The sequence below is a fragment of the Klebsiella sp. 2-CIP_Kleb. genome, assembly GCF_050378715.1.
Taxonomy (GTDB): Bacteria; Pseudomonadota; Gammaproteobacteria; order Enterobacterales; family Enterobacteriaceae; genus Klebsiella; species Klebsiella quasipneumoniae.
On the sequence record NZ_JBNRLG010000002.1, the window covers coordinates 945,100 to 968,494 of the forward strand.

Genomic DNA, 23,395 nt, shown 5'->3' on the forward strand with positions numbered 1-23,395 from the left:
GCTTATCCTGGCTGGCCTGCTCGTCCGGCTCTGATCGTCTCCAGGCCCGCGCAAGCGCAGCGCCGCCTGGCAAGATATCAGGCACGGTATCCATGATTTCGCCGGGTGGCGGCTGCGCCTTACCCGGCCTACGTTCGTACGACCTGTTATTAATTTAACCACTTGCGCGACTGAAACTGCCGGTGCTGACGGCCTCAACATCGCTGAGACGTTCCCGGCAGGCCGGATGGCGGTATAAATGCCTTATCCGGCCCACCCGCTCCCTGCGCCAACGCCGCGCTAATGTGGCTTAAACCGGCGTTACTCTGGCCTCCTTCGCCTCCCGCGTCCCGCGATGAAGCAGCGCGTGCAGCAGGATCGCCCCGAAGGTGGCGGTACCAATCCCGCCCAGCGTAAAGCCGCCCAGCGACAGCGCGAAATCGCCGGCGCCCAGCACCAGGGTCACAGACACCATGATCAGATTGCTGTTCTGGCTGAGGTCGACGCGGTTTTGCACCCAGATCCGCGCCCCGGCGACGGCGATCAGGCCAAAGACCACGATCGAGGCGCCGCCGATCACCGGCCCGGGAATGGTGTGGATTAATGCGCCGAATTTAGGCGAGAAGCCCAGCAGCATGGCAATCAGCGCCGCGGCGACAAACACCAGCGTCGAGTAGACCTTGGTCACCGCCATGACGCCGATGTTCTCCGCATAGGTCGTGACCCCGCTGCCGCCCACCGAGCCGGAGAGCATGGTCGCCAGACCGTCGCCGACGAAGGCGCGCCCCATGTACGGGTCCATATTGCGCCCGGTCATCCCGGCGACGGCTTTCAGGTGCCCGAGGTTCTCGGCCACCAGGATCACCGCGACCGGGGCAATCAACATCATCGCCTGGCCGTTAAAGGATGGGGGGGTAAAGTGCGGCAGCCCGAACCACGCCGCCTGGGCGAGGGGGGAGAAGTCCAGCGGTTTGCCGAGGCCAAAGCCGTTAGCCAGCAGGACGTACAGCGCGCAGGCGACGATCAGGCCGACCAGGATCAGCAGACGCTGCAGCATCCCGCGGGTAAATACCGCGACTATGCCGATACAGAGCACGGTCAACACCGCCATCCAGCTGTCGAAGGCGCTGGCGGACACGCTGCGCACAGCAATCGGCGCCAGGTTCAGGCCGATAGCCATCACCACCGCCCCGGTCACCACCGGCGGCATCAGGCGCTCGATCCAGCGGGTGCCGATCTTCATCACCACCAGACCGATCAGGGTGTAGACCAGCCCGCAGGCGATGATCCCGCCAAGGGCGACGCTTAGATGAGGGTTCAGCCCCTGGCCATTAAAGCCGGTAATGGCGATCACCACCCCGACAAAGGCGGCGCTCGAGCCGAGATAGCTCGGCACCCGTCCGCCGGTGACGACAAAGAACAGCAGGGTGCCGACTCCCGACATCAGTATCGACAGGTTAGGGTCGAGCCCCATCAGCAACGGCATCAGCACCGTCGCGCCGAACATCGCAACGGCGTGCTGCACGCCCATCACCAGCGTTTGCCCGGCCGATAAGCGTTCATCGGGCGCGACGACGCCGGATTCGGCGGCGGGGGAGGTCAGCTTCCAGCGAGGAAAATCGAAGAGTGCCATGATGATATCCCGGGTTAGAGGTTAACAAGCGGGTCGCATAAGCGTGTGATAGCCGCGGTCAAACCACATCAGACCCCGGGGTTCCGGGTGACGGGTAATGGCCACGACGTGACAAAACAGGATGTCGTGCGTGCCGACGCTGACGCGCTGGTCGATGCGGCAGTCAAAACTGACCAGCGCCGCCTCCAGCCGCGGGCAGCCGGTGGCGCCGGTCTGCCAGTCGGCGGCAGCAAAGCGCTCGTCCATCGCCGTTTTTCCGCCAAACAGCGTCGACAGCGCCTCCTGTCCCGCCGCCAGGGTATTGACGCACAGCGTGTGATGTTCGCTGAACACCGGCCACACCGAGGCCGAGCGGTTCAGGCAGACCAGCAGGGTCGGCGGCGTGTCGGTAACGCTGCAGACCGCGCTGGCGGTAAATCCCGCCCGGCCCGCTGGGCCATCGGTGGTAATAATGTTAACCGCGGCGCCGACGTGGGCCATGGCGTCACGGAAACTCGCTTTGTCCGCTAACTCCATCGTAAACTCCTTATGCCAGCAGGCAGGCTTCATCAAAGGACAGACGCGGCAGGCGGCCGTACAGTTTGCCGGGGTCGCCATAGCCGATGTTCACCAGCAGGTTGCTTTTCCAGCCGTTGTCGGCGAAAAACGCCGCATCGACTTTTTCCCGGTCGAAGCCGGACATTGGCCCGGTGTCGAGACCCAGCGCCCGGCAGGCGAAAATCAGATATGCCGCCTGCAGGGAGCTGTTGCGAAACGCGGTCTCCTCCGCCAGCTGCGGGCTGGAGGTGAACCAGCTGCGGGCGTCACCGTGGGGAAAGAGGGTCGGTAGCCGGTCGTAAAAGGCGCTGTCCCACGCCACGATGGCGGTCACCGGCGCCTGCATGGTTTTTTGCAGATTGCCGCTGGAGAGCGTCGGGCGAAGTTTCTCTTTGCCTTCCGCGCTGCGCACAAACACGATGCGCGCCGGCGAACAGTTGGCGGAAGTCGGCCCCATTTTCATCAGGTCCCAGACTGCCTGCAGCTGCGCATCGCTCACTGGCTTATCCAGCCAGCCGTTGTGGGTTCGGGCCTGGGTAAACAGCGTCTCGCAGGCCGTCTGGTTTATCGCGTCGTTCATCGGGTCTCCGTGGCGACCGGCAGCATAGCGGCCAGCCCGTCGCGTAAAATGGTATTAAAGGTATCGGCGTCGGTGACGTTACAGGCATGGCCGCCCCATGGCATTTCCACGTGCTGGCTGTCGGGGATCGCCGTCTGCAGCACGCGGGAGCAGGAGGCCGGGACCAGCAGGTCGTCAGCGGCGCTGACAATCAGCGTCGGGCAGGCGATGGCCGCCGCGCGACGCGAAAAATCAGCCTGCTTCAGGGCCTGCAGCCGCTTCAGCAGGTTCTCCTTGCCCTGAAAATGGCTGATGGCAAGCGCATCTTCCGCTTCGAGGCGCGGCAGGCGCGCGGCCATCCATTCCGCCGGGTAGAGAAACAGCGGCTGTGCTTCGACCCACGCCTGCGCGCCGCCGGCATGCAGCAGACGCTCGCGCACCAGGAAGCAGCGGCGGGTGTGCGGCGACAGCGACAGCCAGCCGTTGACCAGCACCAGGGCGCTCACCGCCTCGGGGCGATCGAGCGCCAGCTGCAGGCCAATTAGCGCCCCCAGCGCGTGGCCCACCAGCGCGAAGCGGGCGATCCCCGCCGCCTGCAGAGCGCTGAACAGCTCTCCGGCCATCGTCGCCATGCTGTAGTCGGCGGGCAGCGGACCGGCGTTCTCCCCGGTCCCGTTATGGTCATAACTCACCAGCTGATACTGTTCCTCCAGCGCCGCGCGCTGCGCCAGCCAGTAGCCGCCGCCGCCGCCCAGACCGGCGCTGAGGACCACCACCGGCGCGCCGGGCCATGGGGCTGGAGCAATATTGAGCCTCATCATGTCGGGGTGCCGATATGGGCGACGCTGGCGATTTCCACCAGCGCATCGGGCTTCACCAGACCGCACTGAATGCAGAAGCGCGCGGGTTTATCGCCGGGGAAAAACTCGGCGTAAACCTCGTTAATCGCGGCGTAATTTGTCCAGTCGGTGATAAAGATGCTGTTGAAAGTCACATCCGCCATACTCCCGCCCGCCGTTTCGATAACGCTCTTGATGGTCTCCAGCACGTGGCGGGTTTGCGCCTTTGGGTCGCCGATGTGCACCACATTATTTTGCTTATCAAACGGCAGAGTGCCGGAGACGTAGACCATGCCATCGGCGAGCGTCCCCGGAACAAAGGGGGCAATCGGCGTGGTGGTGCCTGGCGGAATGATCACCTGTTTAGGCATAACGTTTCTCCTTGGCTAAAGACAGCGGGGTGGCAGGGGATAGCGCGCGGCAGAAGCTCTCGACGTCGCTGACCCAGCCGAAAAAGGTTTCAATATTGAACAGCGCCGCCTGCTGGGCGAAGGCCGGGCCGGCCTGATGGGTGGCATCCTCCAGCACTACGCCGAAGTATTCGAGGAAGAAGCCATCGCGCAGCGTCGATTCGACGCAGACGTTGGTGGCGATCCCGGTGAACACCAGGTGGCGTATACCGCGGCTGCGCAAAATGCTGTCGAGCGGGGTGTTAAAGAAGCCGCTGTAGCGCGGTTTCGGCAACACGATGTCACCTTCCTGCGGCGTCAGTTCGTCCACCAGCTGATAGTCCCAGCCGCCTTTCGCCAACAGCTTGCCCTGCAGCTCCGGGCGCTGACGCATCGTTTTCAGCGCATTGGACTTGTGGTAGTTCGGCGAGCCCGGGCCGCCGGCTTCAACATACTGGTCATCCCAGCCATTCTGGAACCAGATAATCAGCATACCCGCGGCGCGAGCGGCGGCGACGGCGGTATTAATATTGTCGATAACCGGTCGGGTAGCGGAGACGTCAAAGCCGGCGAGATCCAGATAACCGCCCTGGCTGGCGTAGGCGTTCTGCATATCGACAACAATCAGCGCGCTCTGCTGCGGCGCGAAGGTCAGGGATTCCGGGCGAGCGGGAAGGGTAATCATCAGGCCACCTCACGGGTAACAGGAGCAATGTGGTCCCGGCAGCGCATCAGCGGCTGAATGCGTTCGCCAAAGGCGTCAATGCCGGCAAGAAAATCATCAAAGGTCAGCAGCACGCCGTCGGTGCCGGGCACGCTCGCTACTTCATCAAGCATACGGGCGACGCTGGCATACGATCCGACAAGGGTGCCCATGTTGATATTGATCGCCGAGGTTGGGTCGGCCATCTGGCGCACGTTGGTATCGCTGCCGGAGCGGGTGTCTTTCTGACTCTGCTCGGTGAGCCACGCCAGCGCTTCTTCATCGGCGCCCGCTTTGTAGTGCTCCCATTTGGCGCGCGCCGCTTCGTCGGTTTCGTCGGCGATCACCATGAACAGCACATAGGAGCCTACGTCACGGCCGGTTTTTTCCGCCGCCTGCATCATACGCGCTGCGGTCGGCGCGAAGGCCGTCGGCGTGTTGACCCCTTTGCCAAAGCAGAAGTTGTAGTCCGCGTGCTGGGCGGAGAAGGCCATGCCGGCGTCGCTCTGCCCGGCGCAGATCACCTTCATCGGCTGCGAAGGGCGCGGGCTGACCCGGCAGTCGTTCATGGTGAAGTAATCGCCTTTGAAATCGCTGCGCCCGGTGCCCCACAGGTCGCGTAGCACCTGAACGTATTCGGTGAGATAGTCATAGCGGCTGGCGAAATAGTCATCCCCCGGCCACATGCCCATCTGGTCATATTCCGGTTTTTGCCAGCCGGTCACCAGATTGACGCCAAACCGGCCGCCGGAGATGGAATCGATGGTGGAGGCCATCCGGGCGACGATCGCCGGCGGCAGCGTAAGGGTGGCGGCGGTGGCGTAGATCTGGATCTTCGAGGTCACCGCGGCCAGGCCGGCCATCAGGGTGAAGGACTCCAGGTTGTGATCCCAAAATTCTGTTTTCCCGCCGAAGCCGCGCAGCTTGATCATGGAGAGCGCGAAGTCGAAATGGTAGTGCTCGGCTTTCTGCACGATAGCCTTATTCAGTTCGAAGGTCGGCATATACTGCGGGGCATGGGTGGAGATCAGCCAGCCGTTGTTGCCAATGGGAACGAAAACACCAATTTTCATACCTACCTCTCTACAGTCATGGAAGATGGGTTGCGGTGGTACGGCATCCTGCCTCTCCCTGGACCACCTCGCAGAACAGGTAAAGCAAACACGATGCCAGTTTTATAAATGCTAATGTTATTAATGTGTTGCTATTGGGTTGCTAAAAAGGAAGATAAAAAAGTGGACTGGATGGTCAAAATCAGTGCACGAAAAAACGGCAGTCATGCGCAATCAGGGTGCATGGGGTCGTGTCGGCGAAGGGCTTTTGCTATGCTGGTGGCGTCAACTGAAGGAGAGGATGTATGGCACAGGGCGCGGTGAAGAAAAACGGCAAACGTTCACAAGCGGTCAGCGCCAAAAAGGAGGCCATCCTGGCCGCCGCGCTGGAGGCATTTTCGCAATTTGGTATTCACGGTACGCGGCTGGAGCAGGTAGCTGAGCGCGCCGGGGTGTCGAAAACCAATCTGCTTTATTACTACCCTTCGAAAGAGGCGCTGTACGTGGCCGTTCTGCAGCAGATCCTCGCCATCTGGCTGGCGCCGCTGAAGGCCTTTCGCGAGGATATCAGCCCGCTGGTGGCGATCCGCGAGTATATTCGCCTGAAGCTGGAGGTGTCCCGCGATCACCCCCAGGCCTCGAAGCTCTTCTGTCTCGAGATGCTGCAGGGCGCGCCGCTGCTGATGGGTGAGCTGACCGGGGATCTGAAAGCGCTGGTCGATGAGAAATCGGCGATTGTCTCCGGCTGGATCGACCGCGGCAAGCTGGCGCCGGTCGATCCGCAGCATTTAATCTTTATGATCTGGGCCACTACCCAGCATTACGCCGACTTCGCCACCCAGGTAGAGGCGGTCACCGGCGCCACGCTGCAGGACGCGGCCTTTTTTGAACAAACGGTCGATAATGTCCAGCGGATGATTATCGAAGGCATTCGCGTCCGTTAGTTAATTGGCCGGCGGCAGCGGGCAGCTTTGATCGCCGTCCTCGCACTGCAGCAGCGAGGCGAGGAAAGATTCCCGCTCCACGCTCTTATCGGTCATGCACTGGCTCAGCAGCATCGGCTGCATGCTGCCGCCTTCGGCGCCGGACGCGAGGAAGGCGCAGTCGGCGTCGCGCAGAGCAATCCATGCCTGCTGCGCCTGTTTCAGTAATGTCTGCTGTTTACCCGCCGCCCGCTGCAGAGCCTGCTGCCAGGTGTCGTTCAGTTTTTTGTCGGCTGCCTGAAACTGCGCGGCCGCGCACTGATTCATTTCGGTTTGGGTGTTGGCGTTGCTGCACTCGTCCGCCAGCGCCGCGCCGCTGGCCAGCAGGGCCGCCACGGCAAATAACATGCGTTTCATTGTTCTGCTCCCATAAAAAAGGCTCCCGTCAGGGAGCCCTAATTAAGCACAGCTGACGTCGGCTGTCATTAGCTGATCGCATCGCAGATTGATTGCCCGAATGGCGGCGCACAGCGCCTTATCCGGGCTACCCTTTGCGGTGTTATGTAGCCCCGGTAACACAGCGCCACCGGGGGGCCCGGGTTAGCCGATGGTCATCAGGCTGGCGTTACCGCCTGCCGCCGCGGTGTTGACGCTCAGCGAACGCTCAATATACAGCCGCTCCAGCAGCAGATTGGTTTCGCCGCGGGCGAAGCCCTGCACGGAGACAATCGCCCCGTCGCGCGCCGCCACCTGCTCGCACAGCTCGCGCAGCTGGTCGGAATCGCCGTGATAGATAACCGCGTCGAAGGCCTGACCGGGCAACTGATCCGCTTTGGCAAAACGGATCCGCTCGCTGACGTCCCGCGGCAGTTTCTTCGCCAGATCGCGCTGCAGGGCGCTGTCCGGCCACAGCACTTCACAACCGACCGCCAGCACAGCCGCCAGCTGGATCAGCGCATCCTGCTCATTATCCGCCACGCACAGCACGCGCTCGCGGGGCATCAGCGTCAGGGTGTTGCGCTCGCCGGTTGGCCCCGGCAGCAGGCGTTGGGTGCCGCTTTGCGCCTGCTCGCTGTACTGCTGGCACAGCGCCTGCAGCTCAGGTCGGCCCGCCGCCCACTGCTGCAGCGCCTGCAGTGGTTTTTCCAGCAGCGTTTTCAGCTGGGCGTCCAGCGGACGCTCTGCATCCTGGCGGGCGAAGGTCACGCCAACGGCGCCCTGCGGACGGCTGGAAAGCAGACGGTAAAGGTACAGCGGGCCGCCGGCTTTCGGACCGGTACCGGACAACCCTTCGCCGCCGAACGGCTGCACGCCGACCACGGCGCCAACCATATTGCGGTTGACGTACAGGTTGCCCACCTTCGCGCTGCCGGTGACCTGGGCGATGGTCTCGTCGATGCGGGTATGCACGCCGAGGGTCAGGCCGTAACCGGAGGCGTTAATCTGCTCCACCAGTTTATCCAGCTCGTTACGGTTATAGCGCACCACGTGCAGCACCGGGCCGAAAACCTCTTTTTTTAGCTCGTCAAAGCTGTCGAGTTCGATAAGCGTCGGCGGCACGAAGGTCCCGTGGTTCCATTCGCGGGCGTCTTCGCTATTCTCGCGCACCGCCTGATAGACGGTGCGGCCTTTGGCGCGCATCGTCTGAATATGGCGTTCGATATTCTCTTTCGCTTCTGCATCGATAACCGGACCGATATCGGTGGTCAGGCGGCCCGGATTGCCCATGCGACACTCGCTCATCGCGCCGCGCAGCATGGTTAAGGTGTGGTCGGCTACCTCTTCCTGCAGGCAGAGGACGCGCAGGGCGGAGCAGCGCTGGCCGGCGCTGTCGAATGCGGAGGCCAGGACGTCGATCACCACCTGCTCGGTGAGCGCCGACGAGTCGACGATCATCGCGTTCATCCCGCCAGTTTCGGCGATCAGCGGCGTCGGGCGTCCCTGAGCGTCGAGGCGGCTGGCGATATTGCGTTGCAGCAGGGTGGCCACTTCGGTGGAGCCGGTGAACATCACGCCGCGCACGCGCTCATCGGATGTCAGCGCGGCGCCGACGGTTTCCCCGCGGCCCGGCAGCAGTTGGATCACCCCTGGCGGCACGCCGGCTTCCAGCAGGATCGCCACGCCCTGGGCGGCGATCAGCGGCGTCTGCTCGGCCGGTTTCGCCAGCACGCTGTTGCCGGCCGCCAGCGCGGCGGCAATCTGCCCGGTGAAGATCGCCAGCGGGAAGTTCCACGGGCTGATACAGACCACCGGACCCAGCGGACGGTGGGTTTCATTATCGAAATCGTCGCGCACCTGGCCGGCATAGTAGTGGAGGAAGTCAACGGCTTCGCGCACTTCGGCGATGGCGTTGCTGAAGGTTTTACCCGCTTCGCGCACCAGGATCCCCATCAGGGTCGGCATCTGGCTTTCCATCAGCACCGCGGCACGCTCGAGAATGGCGGCGCGCTCCTGCGGCGGGGTGGCGAACCAGATTGGCGCGTTGTTGATAGCGCTGGTCAGCGCCTGCTGCACTTCGTCATCGCTGGCTTCGCGGACGTAGCCGACAATGTCCTTTGGCTCAGCCGGGTTGACTACCGGCTGCATCTCGCCTTCGGCTACCGGCTGCTCCAGCATCGGCAATGCCTGCCATTTATGCAGGGCGCTGTTGAGCAGGGAAGAGGAGAGGGAGGCCAGACGATGCTCGTTAGCCAGATCCAGACCGGCGGAGTTGCTCCGGCCGCTGCCGTAGAGATCGCGCGGCAGCGGGATTTTCGGATGCGGCAGGCCGGCCTGGCCTTCCTGCTGCGCCAGTTTTTCTACCGCGCTGACCGGGTCGGCCACCAGCTCGTCCAGCGGCAGGGTATTGTCCGCAATACGGTTGACGAAGGAGGTATTGGCGCCGTTCTCCAGCAGACGACGCACCAGATACGCCAGCAGCGTCTCGTGGGTGCCCACCGGGGCGTAGATCCGGCACGGCCGGTTCAGTTTGCCGTCGGCGACTTTGCCCACCACCTGCTCGTACAGCGGTTCGCCCATGCCGTGCAGGCACTGGAACTCATACTGGCCAGGGTAGTAGTTCTGGCCCGCCAGCTGGTAGATAGCCGCCAGGGTATGGGCGTTGTGGGTGGCGAACTGCGGATAAATCAGGTTCGGCACCGCCAGCAGCTTTTTCGCGCAGGCGAGATAGGAGACGTCGGTGTAAACCTTGCGGGTGTAGACCGGATAGCCTTCGAGACCTTCCATCTGCGCGCGTTTGATTTCGCTGTCCCAGTAGGCGCCTTTCACCAGACGGATCATCAGGCGACGGCGGCTGCGGGTGGCGAGGTCAATCAGGTAATCAATGACAAACGGACAGCGCTTCTGGTAGGCCTGAATCACGAAGCCAATCCCGTTCCAGCCCGCCAGCTCCGGCTCGAAGCACAGTTTTTCCAGCAGGTCGAGAGAGATCTCCAGACGGTCCGCTTCTTCGGCGTCGATGTTAATGCCGATGTCATACTGGCGCGCCAGCAGGGTCAGCGATTTCAGACGCGGGTAGAGCTCTTCCATCACCCGGTCATACTGGGCGCGGCTGTAGCGTGGGTGCAGAGCCGACAGCTTAATGGAGATGCCCGGCCCTTCATAAATGCCGCGGCCGTTAGAGGCTTTGCCGATGGCGTGGATCGCCTGCTGATAAGAGACCATATAGGCCTGGGCGTCGGCGGCGGTCAGGGCCGCTTCGCCTAGCATGTCGTAAGAGTAACGGAAACCTTTATCTTCCAGCTTGCGGGCGTTGGCCAGCGCTTCGGCGATGGTTTCCCCGGTGACGAACTGTTCGCCCATCAGTCGCATCGCCATATCCACGCCCTTGCGGATCAGCGGTTCGCCGCTCTTGCCGATGATGCGGTTCAGCGAGCGGGAGAGGCTGGTTTCGTTGTGGGTGGAGACCAGTTTGCCGGTGAACAGCAGCCCCCAGGTGGCGGCGTTGACGAACAGCGACGGGCTGCGGCCGATGTGCGACTGCCAGTTGCCGTTGCTGATTTTGTCGCGGATTAGCGCATCGCGGGTGGCTTTATCCGGAATACGCAGCAGGGCTTCCGCCAGACACATCAGCGCCACCCCTTCCTGTGAGGAGAGGGAGAACTCCTGCAGCAGACTCTGCACCATGCCGGCGCGGCCGCTGGCGGTCTTCTGGTTGCGTAGTTTTTCCGCCAGTTGATACGCCAGCTTATGCGCCTGCTCGCCCAGCGGCTGCGGCAGTCGGGCCTGCTCCAGCAGCATCGGCACCGCGTCGGTTTCCGGGCGACGCCAGGCGGCGGTGATCGCCGCGCGGCTTACCGACTGCGGCAGGATCTGCTCGGCGAATTCGAGGAACGGCTGATACGGCTCTTCCGTTAATACGCTGGCGTCATCGCTTTCGTTGGCGGCCCCGGAGAGCAGCGCCGGTAGCTCGGGCAGCGTCTCATCGTTCTCCAGTTTTTCCAGATAATTGAAGATGGCCTGCTTAATCAGCCAGTGCGGCGTGCGGTCAATGCGGCTCGCGGCGGACTTAATGCGCTCGCGGGTTGCGTCGTCAAGCTTAACACCCATGGTGGTGGTGCCCATGCTCAAAACTCCTGTCATTTATCGTTAGCTTATGCGGTTGCATGGAAATATCCACTATGTTGCAACTTTGTGCAACCATGTTAATTGTGGCTTGTGACGAAAGCCGTGAAATGGCGGATTTGTTAAAAATAATGCCTAAAATAGCAGAATTTTAACCCCGGGCTCATAGGGTATTTGTATGCGTGAGTTAACACTTTTGTTTGGTGCAACCTTTAAAAACGTGAGAGAGTGCAACCTCTCGCAAATTGACGTTTTGCGCCGTCGGATTTTCGTGTAAATGCTGTGTTAAATCGTTTGTGAAAAACCGAAGCTTCCGTCAGGATACGGTCGCCCAATTAAACAATGCGCCATTACCCCGTTCCGGTAGTGGAAAAAAACGACGAAGTTGGACGCTGTCGATAAAAATTCTGGAGACTTTGCATGGCTATTAGCACACCGATGCTGGTGACATTTATTGTTTATATTTTTGGTATGGTATTGATAGGGTTTATTGCCTGGCGTTCGACCAAAAACTTTGATGATTATATTCTCGGGGGGCGGAGTCTGGGGCCATTTGTGACCGCGCTTTCCGCCGGCGCCTCGGACATGAGCGGTTGGCTGCTGATGGGCCTGCCGGGTGCCATTTTCCTCTCCGGGATTTCCGAAAGCTGGATTGCCATCGGCTTAACGTTGGGGGCGTGGATTAACTGGAAGCTGGTCGCCGGGCGCCTGCGCGTGCATACCGAGGTGAATAATAACGCCCTGACGCTGCCTGATTATTTTACCGGCCGTTTTGAAGATAAAAGCCGGGTGCTGAGAATTATTTCGGCGCTGGTTATTCTGCTGTTCTTTACTATCTATTGCGCCTCGGGAATTGTGGCGGGGGCGCGTCTGTTTGAAAGCACCTTTGGCATGAGTTATGAAACCGCGCTGTGGGCCGGCGCGGCGGCGACAATTATCTATACCTTTGTCGGCGGCTTCCTCGCCGTCAGCTGGACGGATACCGTGCAGGCCAGCCTGATGATTTTCGCGCTGATCCTTACCCCGGTAATCGTGATTATATCCGTCGGCGGTTTTGGCGATTCGCTGGAAGTCATTAAGCAGAAGAGCATCGAAAATATCGACATGCTGAAAGGGCTGAACTTCGTGGCGATTATTTCGCTGATGGGCTGGGGACTGGGCTATTTCGGTCAGCCGCATATTCTGGCGCGCTTTATGGCGGCGGATTCGCACCACAGCATCGTCCACGCGCGTCGCATTAGTATGACCTGGATGATCCTCTGCCTCGGCGGGGCGGTGGCCGTCGGCTTCTTTGGCATCGCTTACTTCAATAACAACCCGAGCCTGGCGGGCGCGGTTAACCAGAACGCCGAACGCGTGTTTATCGAGCTGGCGCAAATCCTGTTTAACCCGTGGATTGCCGGGATCCTGCTGTCGGCGATTCTGGCGGCGGTGATGTCCACCCTGAGCTGTCAGCTGCTGGTTTGCTCCAGCGCGATTACTGAAGATCTGTATAAAGCCTTCCTGCGCAAAAACGCCGGTCAGAAAGAGCTGGTCTGGGTGGGCCGTATGATGGTGCTGGTGGTTGCCCTGGTGGCCATTGCCCTGGCGGCCAACCCGGAGAACCGCGTGCTGGGTCTGGTGAGCTATGCCTGGGCCGGTTTCGGCGCCGCCTTTGGCCCGGTGGTGCTGTTCTCGGTGATGTGGTCGCGTATGACCCGTAACGGCGCGCTGGCCGGGATGGTGATTGGCGCCCTGACCGTGATCGTCTGGAAGCAGTTTGGCTGGCTGGGCCTGTATGAAATTATTCCGGGCTTTGTCTTCGGCAGCATCGGGATTGTGGTCTTTAGCCTGCTGGATAAAGCGCCGTCAGCCAGCATGCAGCAGCGCTTCGCTGAAGCGGATGCCCACTACCATACGCCGCCGCCGGTACGCGCCACGGCTGAGTAAGCTCATCTGACGCTCACGAGCCCGCCGCTGGCGGGCTTTTTATTGCCTGTTGCCGGGCCGGAATATTATAACCCTTGCTAATTATTTGAAAATCCGCTGATATTTCCTGACTAATAACAATGAGGATAGCAAAGATGACGTTCAGACAGGGTGTAATGGCGCTGGTGCTGGCAGGGTTACTCAGCGGCTGCGCGGCGGGTGGAAGTTCATCGACCAGCGCGCCGAAGCCCGGCGCCTGCCCGGCGGATCAGTCCATGGTGCAAACCACGCTTTACTTCGGTCTGAGCCGCCCGGCGGGGAAAGACATCACCGCTGAAGAGTGGCAACAGTTTGTCGACCGCGACGTCACGCCGCGCTTTCGCGACGGGCTGACGGTGTTTGATGCCCACGGCCAGTGGCTTGGCCAGAATGGTCAGGTGGTGCGGGAGCAGAGCAAGGCGCTGATGGTGATCCATGGCCACGACGCGCAGAGCGAGACCGGTATTGAGGCCCTGCGCGAGGGCTATAAATCGCGCTTCGCGCAGGAGTCGGTGATGCGTGTCGACCAGCCGGTCTGCGTGCAGTTCTGAGTAAATGGCGGGGGCAGCCCCGCCGTTTGTCTTACAGCACCAGCCCGGCGAAGCTGGCGGAAAGCAGGCTCACCAGCGTGGCGCTAAACACCAGCCGCAGGCCGAAGCGGGAGACGATATTGCCCTGCGGTTCATTCAGGCCTTTGATCGCCCCGGCGATAATGCCGATTGAAGCAAAGTTAGCAAACGACACCAGGAAGACCGAGAGAATGCCGAGCCCGCGCGGCGTCATGCTGGCGGCAATCTTTTGCAGCTCAATCATCGCCACAAATTCGTTAGCGACCAGCTTGGTGGCCATGATGCTGCCGGCGTTCAGCGCATCGCTCAGCGGAATGCCGATAAGCCAGGCTAACGGATAGAAGACGTAGCCGAGGATCTGCTGGAAGCTGAGGCCAAACAGGGTAGCGAACAGCGCGTTAATGGCGCTGATCAGGGCGATAAAGCCGATCAGCATCGCCAGAATAATCATCGCCACTTTAAAGCCGGCCAGAATATATTCCCCGAGCATTTCAAAGAAACTCTGTGATTCATGCAGCTTCTCCAGCTTTATTTCCTGCTCGCTGCCCGGCCGCGTCGGGTTAATCACCGACAGCACGATAAAGGTGCTGAACATATTCAGGATCAGCGCCGCGACGACATATTTGGCGTCCAGCATGGTCATATAGGCGCCGACGATCGACAGCGATACGGTCGACATGGCCGTCGCCGCCATGGTGAACAGACGCCGTGAGGAGAGGTCGCCCAGTACGCCTTTGTAGGCGATGAAGTTTTCCGACTGGCCGAGGATCAGGGAGCTGACGGCGTTAAAAGATTCCAGCTTACCCATGCCGTTGACCTTCGACAGCAGGGTGCCAATCACGCGAATAAAAATCGGCAGGATCCGCCAGTGCTGGAGAATACCAATCAGCGCGGAAATAAACACAATCGGACACAGGACGCCAAGAAAAATAAAGGCTAAGCCTTTTTCGCTCATGCCGCCAAAGACGAAATTGGTCCCCTCGGCGGCAAAGCCTAACAGCGAAGCAAAAAAGCCGGAAATATTTTTTACCAGCCACAGGCCGCTTTCGGCGTGCAGGAAAAAGAAAGCGAGCGCTATTTCTATAATAATCAACTGGAGAATATAACGAATACGAATTTTTTGTCTGTCGTAGCTGACAAGCCAGGCCAGGGCGAGGATCACCGCCAGCGCCAGCAGGAAATGAAAAAATGCAGTCATGTTGTTCTTTTCGCAGGTCAATAAGGCCGCCATTTAGCCATAGCCGCCGCGACGGGTAAATATCTGGCGTAAAAAATCCTTTGCTTATTCTTTTCCCTCATAACATGCGAATATTTTCATAAGTCATTATTTGCCAGCGATTTATTTACAGATAGTCATCATTCTCTAAACATTTCGCTTGTGTTTCTGAGTATTGTAATGATAATCACTATCATAAATATTACCTGTTTTTGCATTCGTTGACGGTGCTTTACATTTAAGGGTATTGGCATGTTTGTCCCATTTCTCATTATGTTACGCGAAGGCCTGGAGGCGGCGCTGATTGTCAGCCTGATCGCCAGCTATCTGAAACGCACCCAGCGCGGCAACTGGATTGGCGTGATGTGGATTGGCGTGATCCTCGCAGCGGCGCTGTGTCTTGGCTTAGGCATCTTTATCAACGAAACCACCGGGGAATTTCCTCAGCGCGAACAGGAGCTGTTCGAAGGGATCGTCGCGGTCATTGCGGTGGTGATCCTGACGTGGATGGTCTTCTGGATGCGCAATGTCTCACGCAACGTCAAGCAGCAGCTGGAGCAGGCCGTGGATAAGGCGCTACAGCGCGGCAATCACCACGGCTGGGCGCTGGTGATGATGGTCTTTTTCGCGGTCGCCCGTGAGGGGCTTGAGTCGGTCTTCTTCCTGCTGGCGGCATTCCAGCAGGACGTTGGCATCTGGCCGCCGCTGGGGGCGATGCTGGGGCTGGCCACGGCAATCGTGCTGGGTTTCCTCCTCTACTGGGGCGGTATCCGTCTCAACCTTGGCGTGTTCTTCAAATGGACCAGCCTGTTTATCCTGCTGGTGGCCGCTGGCCTGGCGGCGGGGGCGATCCGCGCCTTTCACGAGGCGGGCCTGTGGAACCTGTTCCAGGAGACCGCCTTCGATCTGAGCACTGTGCTGTCGACGCATACGCTGTTCGGCACGCTGCTGGAAGGGATCTTCGGCTACCAGGAGACGCCAAGCGTCAGCGAAGTGGCTGTCTATCTGCTTTATCTGATCCCGGCGCTGGTGCTGTTTGCGCTGCCGCCGCGAAATAATACGACTGCCTCGCGGGCTGCCTGATCGGGCGCTGCGAGCTTATAAGCGACACTCTACTTACCGAAAGGGATGATCATGATGATTCATTTTCGCCGTAATGCGCTGCGGGTGACCGTGGCCGCGCTGCTCAGCTCTGCATTCGGTGCTCAGGCTGCGGATATCCCGCAGGTCAAAGTCACCGTCAACGACAAACAGTGCGAGCCGATGCAGGTGACCGTTAACGCGGGTAAAACCCAGTTTATTATTCAGAACCACAGCCAGAAAGCGCTGGAGTGGGAGATTTTGAAAGGGGTGATGGTGGTGGAAGAGCGCGAAAACATCGCGCCGGGCTTTACCCAGAAGCTCACCGCAAACCTGCAGCCGGGCGAATATGACATGACCTGCGGTCTGCTCACCAACCCGAAAGGCAAACTGATCGTCACCGGCGCCGCCACCAAAGACGCGGCGAAAGCGGATGCGGTGCTGAGCCTCGGCGAAGCGATCACCGCTTATAAAGCCTATGTGACGGCGGAAACCGCGCAGCTGGTCAGCGGCACCAAAGCCTTTACCGACGCGGTGAAAGCTGGTGACATCGAAAAAGCGAAAGCGCTGTACGCCCCGACGCGCCAGCATTACGAGCGCATTGAGCCGATTGCTGAGCTGTTCTCTGACCTTGACGGCAGCATCGACGCCCGCGAAGACGATTTCGAGAAAAAAGCGGAAGATCCGAAATTCACCGGATTCCACCGTCTGGAAAAGGCGCTGTTTGGCGATAACAGCGTCAAGGGCATGGAAAAATATGCCGATCAGCTGAATAGCGATGTGCTGGAGCTGCAAAAGCGCATCAGCGAGCTGGCGTTCCCACCGTCAAAAGTCGTGGGCGGGGCGGCAGGATTAATTGAAGAAGTCGCAGCCAGCAAGATCAGCGGTGAAGAAGATCGCTACAGCCATACCGACCTGTGGGACTTCCAGGCCAATATTGACGGCGCGCAGAAAATTGTCGATCTGCTGCGCCTGCAGCTGCAAAAAGAGAACAGCGCACTGCTGGCTAAAGTGGACGCCAACTTTAAGAAAGTGGACAGTATCCTCAGCAAATACCGCACCAAAGAGGGTTTCGAAACTTACGATAAGCTGACCACCGCTGACCGTAATGCGCTGAAAGGGCCGATCACCACCCTGGCGGAAGATCTGGCTCAGCTGCGCGGGATCCTGGGTCTGGACTAAGTCGATGGCACAACAGAAACCACACGACGTGAACGAGCCGTCACGTCGTCGCTTACTCAAAGGGATCGGCGCGCTTGGCGGCGCGCTGGCCATCACCGGCGGCTGCCCGGTGGCGCACGCGGCAAAAGCGGAAAGTTCCCCCGGGACGCTCACACCTGACGCGCGCCAGGAAAAACAGCCATTCTATGGCCGGCATCAGGCGGGTATTCTGACGCCGCAGCAGGCCTCGATGATGCTGGTGGCATTCGATGTGCTGGCGTCAGATAAAGCCGACCTCGAGCGTCTGTTTCGGCTGCTGACCCAGCGTATCGCCTTTTTAACCCAGGGCGGCCCGGCGCCGGATACGCCTAATCCGCGTCTGCCGCCGATGGATTCCGGCATCTTAGGGCCGTGGATTGCCCCGGATAATCTGACCATCACCGTCTCGGTCGGCCATTCGCTGTTTGATGAGCGCTTTGGTCTCGCGGATAAAGCGCCGAAAAAGCTGCAGCCGATGACTCGCTTCCCCAATGATTCACTGGATGCCGCCCTGTGCCATGGCGACCTGCTGCTGCAGATCTGCGCCAATACTCAGGACACGGTGATCCACGCCCTGCGCGATGTCATCAAACATACGCCGGATTTGCTCAGCGTGCGCTGGAAGCGGGAAGGGTTTATCTCCGATAGCGCGGCGCGCAGCAAAGGCAAGGAGACCCCCATCAACCTGCTGGGTTTCAAGGACGGTACCGCTAACCCGGCGAGCCATGACAGCGCGCTGATGGATCAGGTCGTGTGGGTCACGGCGGATCAGGACGAGCCGGCCTGGGCGGTGGGCGGCAGCTATCAGGCGGCGCGCATCATCCAGTTCCACGTCGAGTTCTGGGACCGGACGCCGCTCAAGGAGCAGCAGACCATCTTCGGCCGCGACAAGCACACCGGTGCGCCGCTGGGGATGAAAAACGAACACGATACCCCGGATTACAGTAAAGATCCTAACGGCGAGACGATCGCGCTGGATAGCCATATTCGTCTGGCCAACCCTCGCACGCCGGAAACCCAGTCCAGCCTGATGATGCGCCGCGGCTACAGTTATTCGCTGGGAGTCACTAATGCCGGGCAGCTGGATATGGGGCTGTTGTTCGTTTGCTATCAGCACGATCTGGAAAAGGGTTTTCTGACGGTGCAGAAACGGCTTAACGGCGAGGCGCTGGAGGAGTACGTCAAACCCATCGGCGGGGGCTACTTCTTTGTTTTACCCGGCGTGGTGGATGATAAGCACTACCTGGGACAGACGCTGCTGCAGGCTTGATACCGACCCTGTCCGCAAGGGCAGGGCGTTTTCTGCTGTTTTTCTCTTTTTTATTATATTTCCTGCCATGTGTTATATTTCTGTAATACAAATGACCGATAGTCTCCTACACTTGCTTAAGAACTATTTGTTGCGTCATTGTGAAAAATAAGTTGCATTAAGAATCTTTTTTGATGTACTTATTACATACGCGGTAGTTCCCGGCAGTGTGACGTTTCACTATGGAGATCGCGAATGGTAAGGTCCCGTACCGGACAACGTAAAACCACAGACCGTACTCTTCAGCACGGAAGCCCCGCTTCCGGCAGCGATTTTCTCACTCTTTCTCCCTCCGCTTCGAATTATTACCACCTTGGCAGGGTACGCGGTGCGCGTAGCCGCGACTCGTTGTCAGTTCTACCGGCAAGCAATGGCTTACAAGGAAGCCAAACCTCAATCGTTCGTGCGCATAGTCGCGTCGATGTTGACGCGTGTGATGTAAACCTACAACGCAAGGTGCTATCCATGGGAAGACAAAAAGCAGTGATCAAAGCTCGTCGTGAAGCAAAACGTGTGCTGAGACGGGATTCACGCAGCCATAAGCAGCGTGAAGAAGAATCGGTCACATCGCTTGTGCAAATGAGTGGCGTAGAAGCAATTGGCATGGCGCGGGACAGCCGTGATACTTCCCCAATTGAGGCGCGCAATGAGGCTCAGGCGCATTATCTGAATGCCATCGACAATAAACAGCTGATTTTCGCCACCGGCGAAGCCGGATGCGGCAAGACCTGGATCAGTGCGGCGAAGGCAGCTGAAGCGCTGATCCATAAGGATGTGGACAGAATTATTGTTACCCGTCCCGTTCTGCAGGCCGACGAAGATCTCGGCTTCTTACCGGGAGATATCGCCGAGAAGTTCGCGCCCTATTTCCGACCGGTTTACGACGTGCTGGTGAAAAGGTTGGGGGCTTCCTTTATGCAGTACTGCCTGCGTCCGGAAATCGGCAAGGTGGAAATCGCGCCGTTCGCCTATATGCGCGGACGTACTTTTGAAAATGCGGTGGTGATTCTGGACGAGGCCCAGAACGTGACCGCAGCGCAAATGAAGATGTTTTTAACCCGCCTCGGGGAGAACGTGACGGTCATCGTCAATGGCGATATCACCCAGTGCGACTTGCCCTCAGGGGTGCGGTCCGGCCTGAGCGATGCGCTGGCGCGTTTTGAGGAAGACGAGATGATCGGCATCGTGCGTTTCACCACCGATGACTGCGTGCGCTCGGCCCTCTGCCAGCGGACGCTGAAAGCCTATTATTAATCGTCATACTGTGAGCAAGGCCCGGGCGAGCCCGGGCTTTGTTGTTTTTGGGGGCCTCCCGGCGGCGCTGCGCATAGCGGGCTACCTGGCGGATACGGTCTGGTAGCCCGGGAGAGGCATTGATGCCGACCCCGGGGATGTCTGCGGTGCCACATGCGAAAAAAAGCCCGTACTTGCGTACGAGCTCTTCTTAAAATATGGCGGTGAGGGGGGGGATTGACTCGCTTCGCTCGCCCCTGCGGGGCAGCCCGCTCGCGGGCTCGCGGTCTGTCCAACTGGCTGCGCCAGTTGTCGAACCCCGGCCGGGGGTTCTCATCCCCCCGGCGGAGAATATAAAAGAAAAGAGCCCGTACTTGCGTACAGGCTCTCATCTTAAATATGGCGGTGAGGGGGGATTGACTCGCTTCGCTCGCCCCTGCGGGGCAGCCCGCTCGCGGGCTCGCGGTCTGTCCAACTGGCTGCGCCAGTTGTCGAACCCCGGTCGGGGGTTCTCATCCCCCCCGGCGGAGAATATAAAAGAAAAGAGCCCGTACTTGCGTACAGGCTCTCATCTCGAATATGGCGGTGAGGGGGGGATTCGAACCCCCGATACGTTGCCGTATACACACTTTCCAGGCGTGCTCCTTCAGCCACTCGGACACCTCACCATATTGTCTTGCTGCTCACCTTGGGTGGGCAACGGGGCGCTACTATAGGGAGTTGCGTTAAAACGGTCAAGCATATTTTCTTCTTTCTTTACCGACCGCTCACGCAATGAACAATGCCCCGCTGCGACGCAGTGGGGCGGGTGTTTTAGCGCTGGGAATCAAGCTGTTCGTTATTCTTCACCACGTCCTGCGCTTTGCTGTAGCTTTCAATCAGCAGCTGGTAGGCCGGGAAGACTTTGGTGTACACCTCCGCCCATTCTGCTGCGTCCGGGCGATTCCAGGTGCGCTGCAGCTCAGAGGCGACGGCGGCGGTATCCATCGGCACTACGCCAGCTTGTACCACGCGAGCCAGGGTGATCTCCTGCGCCATTTTGCTGTAGGTGCCGGAAGCGTCAATCACGGCAAACACTTTATAACCGTCGGCGACGGCGGCAATCGCCGGGAAGGCCATGCAGACGCTGGTGATGGTCCCGGCGATAATCAGCGTTTTGCGACCGGTCGCTTTCACCGCGGCGACGAATTCCGGGTTATCCCAGGCGTTGATCTCGCCTTTACGGGCGATGTATTGCGCATGCGGCGCGTTCTCATGAATCTCCGGGATCAGCGGACCGTTCGGCCCCTGCGGCACGGAGGCGGTGGTGATCACCGGGATCCCGGCAAGCGAGGCCATCTTCGCCAGCGCGGCGGCGCGAGCGCGCAGCTCTGGCATCGGCATATCGCCGACGGTCTGGAACAGGCCGCTCTGGTGGTCAATCAACAGCATTGCGGTATCGTTGACATCAATCACCGGACGAGCACCGTTAAAATTAGCGGGAGTAGACATAGTATTCACCTCAATCAGTTAGATTTGGCCAAAGCGGCCGCTGTTAAAATCGCGAACGGCTTCTGCGATCTGCGTTTTGTTATTCATGACAAAGGGGCCATAGCCCACAATCGGCTCCTGCAGCGGTTCGCCGGCCATCAGCAGAACTTTTGCCTGGGCGGTCGCCTCCAGATGCAGTGCGTCTCCTGCCTGGCTCAGGACGGCGAGCTGTCCTTCGCGGGCGGATTCGGAACCGTTGATGATCACTTCCCCTTCCAGTACCACCAGCGCGGTACTCCAGCCTTCCGGCTGGCGCAGCGTGAGGTCGCGCCCCTGATTCAGCTGCATATCCCACACGTTAAGCGGTGAGAAGGTATGGGCCGGGCCGCTGACGTCGTCATATTGGCCGGCAATAACCCGAACCTGTCCGGCGCCATTCGTCAGCGCGACGGTGGGGATCGTCCCGGCGGTAATGCTCTGGTAGCCGGGGGGCGCCATTTTGTCTTTGGCGGGCAGGTTGACCCACAGCTGGATCATCTTCAGCTCGCCGCCGCTGCGGGTGAAGGCCTCCGAGTGGAACTCTTCGTGCAGGATCCCGGCGCCCGCCGTCATCCACTGCACGTCGCCTGGACCAATCACCCCGCCACGGCCGGTGGAGTCACGATGTTCTACCTCTCCGGCGTAGACGATGGTGACGGTTTCGAATCCGCGATGCGGATGCTCACCGACGCCGCGTTTATCGCTGCCCGCCGGGAAGGTGTACGGCCCGGCATAGTCGAGCAGTAAGAAGGGGCTCAGCTGCTGGCCGTGCGTCTGATAGGAAAACATCGAACGAACCGGGAAGCCGTCGCCTACCCAATGCTGCGCGGGCGCGGTGTAGACTCCTGTAATCTGTTTCATGGCTTTCTCCTGTGTATCGGTATCTGATGTGAATAAGCTTATATCCGGGACGACATGTGCGGTAGTAAGCAAAAATGGCCTATACTGTTCCAAAAATGGAACAATGGAGGAAGGATGCAGGATCTCAATGACTTCGCCTGGTTTGTCCAGGTCGTGGACCATGGCGGTTTCGCCGCGGCAGGGCGAGCGCTTGACCAGCCGAAATCCAAGCTCAGCCGCCGCATTGCGCAACTCGAGGAGCGGCTGGGCGTGCGTTTGATTCAGCGAACCACTCGCCAGTTCGCGGTTACCGAGGTCGGGCAGACCTTTTACCAGCATTGCAAAGCGATGCTGATAGAGGCCGAGGCGGCGCAGCAGGCGGTCGACACGCTGCGCGCCGAGCCGCGCGGCAGCGTCAGGATCACCTGTCCGGTCACCTTGCTGCATGTCCATATCGGACCGATGCTGGCGCGATTTATGGCGCGCTATCCCGGGGTCACTTTGCATCTTGAGGCGACCAACCGCCGGGTGGATGTGGTCGGGGAGGGCATTGATGTGGCGATCCGCGTCCGGCCCCGGCCTATCGAGGACAGCGATTTGGTGATGCGTGTGCTGGCGGACCGAGGGCACCGGCTGGTGGCCAGTCCGGAGCTGATTTCCCGGCTCGGACGTCCGCAGGCGCCGTCTGAGCTGAGCGCCTGGCCTGGGCTCAGCCTGGGGGCGAACAAGCATCAGCATAAATGGCAGCTTACCGGGCCTGAGGGGGCAAGGGCGGAGGTGTATTTCACGCCGCGAATGGTGACCACCGATATGCTGGCGCTGCGCGAGGCGGCGATGGCCGGCGTAGGGGTTGTGCAGCTTCCTTTGTTAATGGTGCGCGATCAGCTGGCGTCAGGGGAGTTAGAGGTGGTACTGGATGAGTGGCAGCCGCGGCGGGAAGTGATCCATGCGGTATTTGCCTCACGGCGCGGGCTGCTGCCCTCCGTCAGGGCGTTGGTGGATTACCTCAGCGAAGAGTATCAGCGAATGGAAGAGGATTAGCTTCGGGATTGGCTTTTCTCGGGGGGCTCTCCCCGGCGGAGAATATAAAAGAAAAGAGCCCGTACTTGCGTACAGGCTCTCATCTCGAATATGGCGGTGAGGGGGGGATTGACTCGCTTCGCTCGCCCCTGCGGGGCAGCCCGCTCGCGGGCTCGCGGTCTGTCCAACTGGCGTTGCCAGTTGTCGAACCCCAGTCGGGGGTTCTCTACCCCCCCCGGTGGGTGCCACATGCGAAAAAAAAGCCCGTACTTTCGTACGAGCTCTTCTTAAAATA

The 23,395-nt window shown here is 59.9% G+C and carries 20 protein-coding genes, 1 tRNA gene and 1 other RNA gene; 8 read left to right on the top strand and 14 right to left on the bottom strand.

Features of this window, described 5'->3' with window-relative positions:
- Nucleotides 1-289: 289 nt before the first annotated feature.
- From rutG to rutA, 7 genes are read right to left on the bottom strand one after another with little or no spacing between them, the layout of a single operon-like run.
- On the bottom strand, nt 290-1,612 hold the full coding sequence (rutG, locus tag ACQUTP_RS12440; protein ID WP_428902367.1) for a pyrimidine utilization transport protein G: 1,323 nt from the start codon (nt 1,610-1,612) through the stop codon (nt 290-292).
- Nucleotides 1,613-1,633: 21 nt separating this feature from the next.
- On the bottom strand, nt 1,634-2,128 hold the full coding sequence (gene rutF, locus ACQUTP_RS12445; RefSeq protein WP_012968592.1) for an NADH-dependent FMN reductase RutF: 495 nt from the start codon (nt 2,126-2,128) through the stop codon (nt 1,634-1,636).
- 10 nt (nt 2,129-2,138) lie between these two features.
- On the bottom strand, nt 2,139-2,729 hold the full coding sequence (locus tag ACQUTP_RS12450; RefSeq protein WP_017901103.1) for a malonic semialdehyde reductase: 591 nt from the start codon (nt 2,727-2,729) through the stop codon (nt 2,139-2,141).
- A complete protein-coding gene (gene rutD, locus ACQUTP_RS12455) occupies nt 2,726-3,529 on the bottom strand; it encodes a pyrimidine utilization protein D (RefSeq protein WP_117263669.1) in 804 nt (267 codons plus the stop codon). Before rutD ends, ACQUTP_RS12450 begins: the two co-directional genes overlap by 4 nt.
- Nucleotides 3,526-3,918 (bottom strand): pyrimidine utilization protein C, encoded by a 393-nt coding sequence (gene rutC / locus ACQUTP_RS12460; RefSeq protein WP_117263668.1) that lies wholly within the window; start codon nt 3,916-3,918, stop codon nt 3,526-3,528. Before rutC ends, rutD begins: the two co-directional genes overlap by 4 nt.
- Nucleotides 3,911-4,621 (bottom strand): pyrimidine utilization protein B, encoded by a 711-nt coding sequence (gene rutB, locus ACQUTP_RS12465; RefSeq protein WP_004204506.1) that lies wholly within the window; start codon nt 4,619-4,621, stop codon nt 3,911-3,913. Before rutB ends, rutC begins: the two co-directional genes overlap by 8 nt.
- Entirely contained in the window at nt 4,621-5,712 is a 1,092-nt protein-coding gene (gene rutA / locus ACQUTP_RS12470) for a pyrimidine utilization protein A (protein ID WP_285756217.1), read from the bottom strand. Before rutA ends, rutB begins: the two co-directional genes overlap by 1 nt.
- A gap of 284 nt (nt 5,713-5,996) precedes the next feature.
- On the opposite strand from rutA, the gene rutR reads away from it, so the two are divergent.
- The gene (gene rutR, locus ACQUTP_RS12475; protein WP_004204508.1) at nt 5,997-6,635 is read left to right on the top strand and encodes an HTH-type transcriptional regulator RutR; all 639 of its coding nucleotides are present in this window, start codon (nt 5,997-5,999) and stop codon (nt 6,633-6,635) included.
- On the opposite strand, the gene ACQUTP_RS12480 is transcribed toward rutR, so the two are convergent.
- Together ACQUTP_RS12480 and putA are read right to left on the bottom strand one after the other, a co-directional pair.
- Nucleotides 6,636-7,031, bottom strand: coding sequence for a lysozyme inhibitor LprI family protein (locus ACQUTP_RS12480; RefSeq protein ID WP_023317894.1), 396 nt, complete (start codon nt 7,029-7,031; stop codon nt 6,636-6,638).
- Between the two features lie 183 nt (nt 7,032-7,214).
- Entirely contained in the window at nt 7,215-11,177 is a 3,963-nt protein-coding gene (gene putA, locus ACQUTP_RS12485) for a trifunctional transcriptional regulator/proline dehydrogenase/L-glutamate gamma-semialdehyde dehydrogenase (RefSeq protein WP_049116747.1), read from the bottom strand.
- A 420-nt stretch (nt 11,178-11,597) separates the two neighbouring features.
- Between putA and putP the strand changes: the two genes are divergently transcribed.
- Together putP and ACQUTP_RS12495 are read left to right on the top strand one after the other, a co-directional pair.
- The gene (gene putP, locus ACQUTP_RS12490; RefSeq protein ID WP_004147889.1) at nt 11,598-13,106 is read left to right on the top strand and encodes a sodium/proline symporter PutP; all 1,509 of its coding nucleotides are present in this window, start codon (nt 11,598-11,600) and stop codon (nt 13,104-13,106) included.
- Between the two features lie 134 nt (nt 13,107-13,240).
- Nucleotides 13,241-13,675, top strand: coding sequence for a DUF3574 domain-containing protein (locus tag ACQUTP_RS12495; protein ID WP_004204513.1), 435 nt, complete (start codon nt 13,241-13,243; stop codon nt 13,673-13,675).
- A gap of 31 nt (nt 13,676-13,706) precedes the next feature.
- On the opposite strand, the gene ACQUTP_RS12500 is transcribed toward ACQUTP_RS12495, so the two are convergent.
- Nucleotides 13,707-14,891, bottom strand: a complete 1,185-nt coding sequence (locus ACQUTP_RS12500; RefSeq protein WP_004204514.1) for a NupC/NupG family nucleoside CNT transporter — start codon at nt 14,889-14,891, stop codon at nt 13,707-13,709.
- A 270-nt stretch (nt 14,892-15,161) separates the two neighbouring features.
- Between ACQUTP_RS12500 and efeU the strand changes: the two genes are divergently transcribed.
- From efeU to phoH, 4 genes are all read left to right on the top strand, one after another.
- Nucleotides 15,162-15,992 carry an iron uptake transporter permease EfeU gene (gene efeU, locus ACQUTP_RS12505; RefSeq protein WP_004204515.1) on the top strand — a complete coding sequence of 277 codons (831 nt, stop codon included), beginning with the start codon at nt 15,162-15,164 and terminating at the stop codon, nt 15,990-15,992.
- A gap of 51 nt (nt 15,993-16,043) precedes the next feature.
- Complete coding sequence (gene efeO / locus ACQUTP_RS12510; protein ID WP_285756218.1) at nt 16,044-17,171, top strand: iron uptake system protein EfeO; 1,128 nt, start codon at nt 16,044-16,046, stop codon at nt 17,169-17,171.
- Between the two features lie 4 nt (nt 17,172-17,175).
- Nucleotides 17,176-18,459 carry an iron uptake transporter deferrochelatase/peroxidase subunit gene (gene efeB / locus ACQUTP_RS12515; RefSeq protein WP_064150327.1) on the top strand — a complete coding sequence of 428 codons (1,284 nt, stop codon included), beginning with the start codon at nt 17,176-17,178 and terminating at the stop codon, nt 18,457-18,459.
- 504 nt (nt 18,460-18,963) lie between these two features.
- Nucleotides 18,964-19,752 (top strand): phosphate starvation-inducible protein PhoH, encoded by a 789-nt coding sequence (gene phoH / locus ACQUTP_RS12520; protein ID WP_002898923.1) that lies wholly within the window; start codon nt 18,964-18,966, stop codon nt 19,750-19,752.
- A gap of 379 nt (nt 19,753-20,131) precedes the next feature.
- On the opposite strand, the gene ACQUTP_RS12525 is transcribed toward phoH, so the two are convergent.
- The 4 genes from ACQUTP_RS12525 to ACQUTP_RS12540 form a co-directional block, all read right to left on the bottom strand.
- Nucleotides 20,132-20,268: non-coding RNA, RtT sRNA (locus tag ACQUTP_RS12525), on the bottom strand.
- Between the two features lie 43 nt (nt 20,269-20,311).
- Nucleotides 20,312-20,399, bottom strand: a tRNA-Ser gene (locus ACQUTP_RS12530).
- 145 nt (nt 20,400-20,544) lie between these two features.
- Nucleotides 20,545-21,222: an isochorismatase family protein gene (locus ACQUTP_RS12535; RefSeq protein WP_004204521.1), complete on the bottom strand. Its 678-nt coding sequence runs from the start codon at nt 21,220-21,222 to the stop codon at nt 20,545-20,547.
- Nucleotides 21,223-21,240: 18 nt separating this feature from the next.
- Nucleotides 21,241-22,101 (bottom strand): pirin family protein, encoded by an 861-nt coding sequence (locus tag ACQUTP_RS12540; RefSeq protein ID WP_043523224.1) that lies wholly within the window; start codon nt 22,099-22,101, stop codon nt 21,241-21,243.
- 114 nt (nt 22,102-22,215) lie between these two features.
- Between ACQUTP_RS12540 and ACQUTP_RS12545 the strand changes: the two genes are divergently transcribed.
- On the top strand, nt 22,216-23,121 hold the full coding sequence (locus ACQUTP_RS12545; protein ID WP_004204523.1) for a LysR family transcriptional regulator: 906 nt from the start codon (nt 22,216-22,218) through the stop codon (nt 23,119-23,121).
- Nucleotides 23,122-23,395 lie beyond the last annotated feature (274 nt).

Excerpts from the sequence above, each read along its gene's own strand:
- rutG (WP_428902367.1), bottom strand. The coding sequence starts at position 1,612 with ATGGCACTCTTCGATTTTCCTCGCTGGAAGCTGACCTCCCCCGCCGCC.
- rutF (WP_012968592.1), bottom strand. The coding sequence starts at position 2,128 with ATGGAGTTAGCGGACAAAGCGAGTTTCCGTGACGCCATGGCCCACGTC.
- ACQUTP_RS12450 (WP_017901103.1), bottom strand. The coding sequence starts at position 2,729 with ATGAACGACGCGATAAACCAGACGGCCTGCGAGACGCTGTTTACCCAG.
- rutD (WP_117263669.1), bottom strand. The coding sequence starts at position 3,529 with ATGATGAGGCTCAATATTGCTCCAGCCCCATGGCCCGGCGCGCCGGTG.
- rutC (WP_117263668.1), bottom strand. The coding sequence starts at position 3,918 with ATGCCTAAACAGGTGATCATTCCGCCAGGCACCACCACGCCGATTGCC.
- rutB (WP_004204506.1), bottom strand. The coding sequence starts at position 4,621 with ATGATTACCCTTCCCGCTCGCCCGGAATCCCTGACCTTCGCGCCGCAG.
- rutA (WP_285756217.1), bottom strand. The coding sequence starts at position 5,712 with ATGAAAATTGGTGTTTTCGTTCCCATTGGCAACAACGGCTGGCTGATC.
- rutR (WP_004204508.1), top strand. The coding sequence starts at position 5,997 with ATGGCACAGGGCGCGGTGAAGAAAAACGGCAAACGTTCACAAGCGGTC.
- ACQUTP_RS12480 (WP_023317894.1), bottom strand. The coding sequence starts at position 7,031 with ATGAAACGCATGTTATTTGCCGTGGCGGCCCTGCTGGCCAGCGGCGCG.
- putA (WP_049116747.1), bottom strand. The coding sequence starts at position 11,177 with ATGGGCACCACCACCATGGGTGTTAAGCTTGACGACGCAACCCGCGAG.
- putP (WP_004147889.1), top strand. The coding sequence starts at position 11,598 with ATGGCTATTAGCACACCGATGCTGGTGACATTTATTGTTTATATTTTT.
- ACQUTP_RS12495 (WP_004204513.1), top strand. The coding sequence starts at position 13,241 with ATGACGTTCAGACAGGGTGTAATGGCGCTGGTGCTGGCAGGGTTACTC.
- ACQUTP_RS12500 (WP_004204514.1), bottom strand. The coding sequence starts at position 14,891 with ATGACTGCATTTTTTCATTTCCTGCTGGCGCTGGCGGTGATCCTCGCC.
- efeU (WP_004204515.1), top strand. The coding sequence starts at position 15,162 with ATGTTTGTCCCATTTCTCATTATGTTACGCGAAGGCCTGGAGGCGGCG.
- efeO (WP_285756218.1), top strand. The coding sequence starts at position 16,044 with ATGATGATTCATTTTCGCCGTAATGCGCTGCGGGTGACCGTGGCCGCG.
- efeB (WP_064150327.1), top strand. The coding sequence starts at position 17,176 with ATGGCACAACAGAAACCACACGACGTGAACGAGCCGTCACGTCGTCGC.
- phoH (WP_002898923.1), top strand. The coding sequence starts at position 18,964 with ATGGGAAGACAAAAAGCAGTGATCAAAGCTCGTCGTGAAGCAAAACGT.
- ACQUTP_RS12535 (WP_004204521.1), bottom strand. The coding sequence starts at position 21,222 with ATGTCTACTCCCGCTAATTTTAACGGTGCTCGTCCGGTGATTGATGTC.
- ACQUTP_RS12540 (WP_043523224.1), bottom strand. The coding sequence starts at position 22,101 with ATGAAACAGATTACAGGAGTCTACACCGCGCCCGCGCAGCATTGGGTA.
- ACQUTP_RS12545 (WP_004204523.1), top strand. The coding sequence starts at position 22,216 with ATGCAGGATCTCAATGACTTCGCCTGGTTTGTCCAGGTCGTGGACCAT.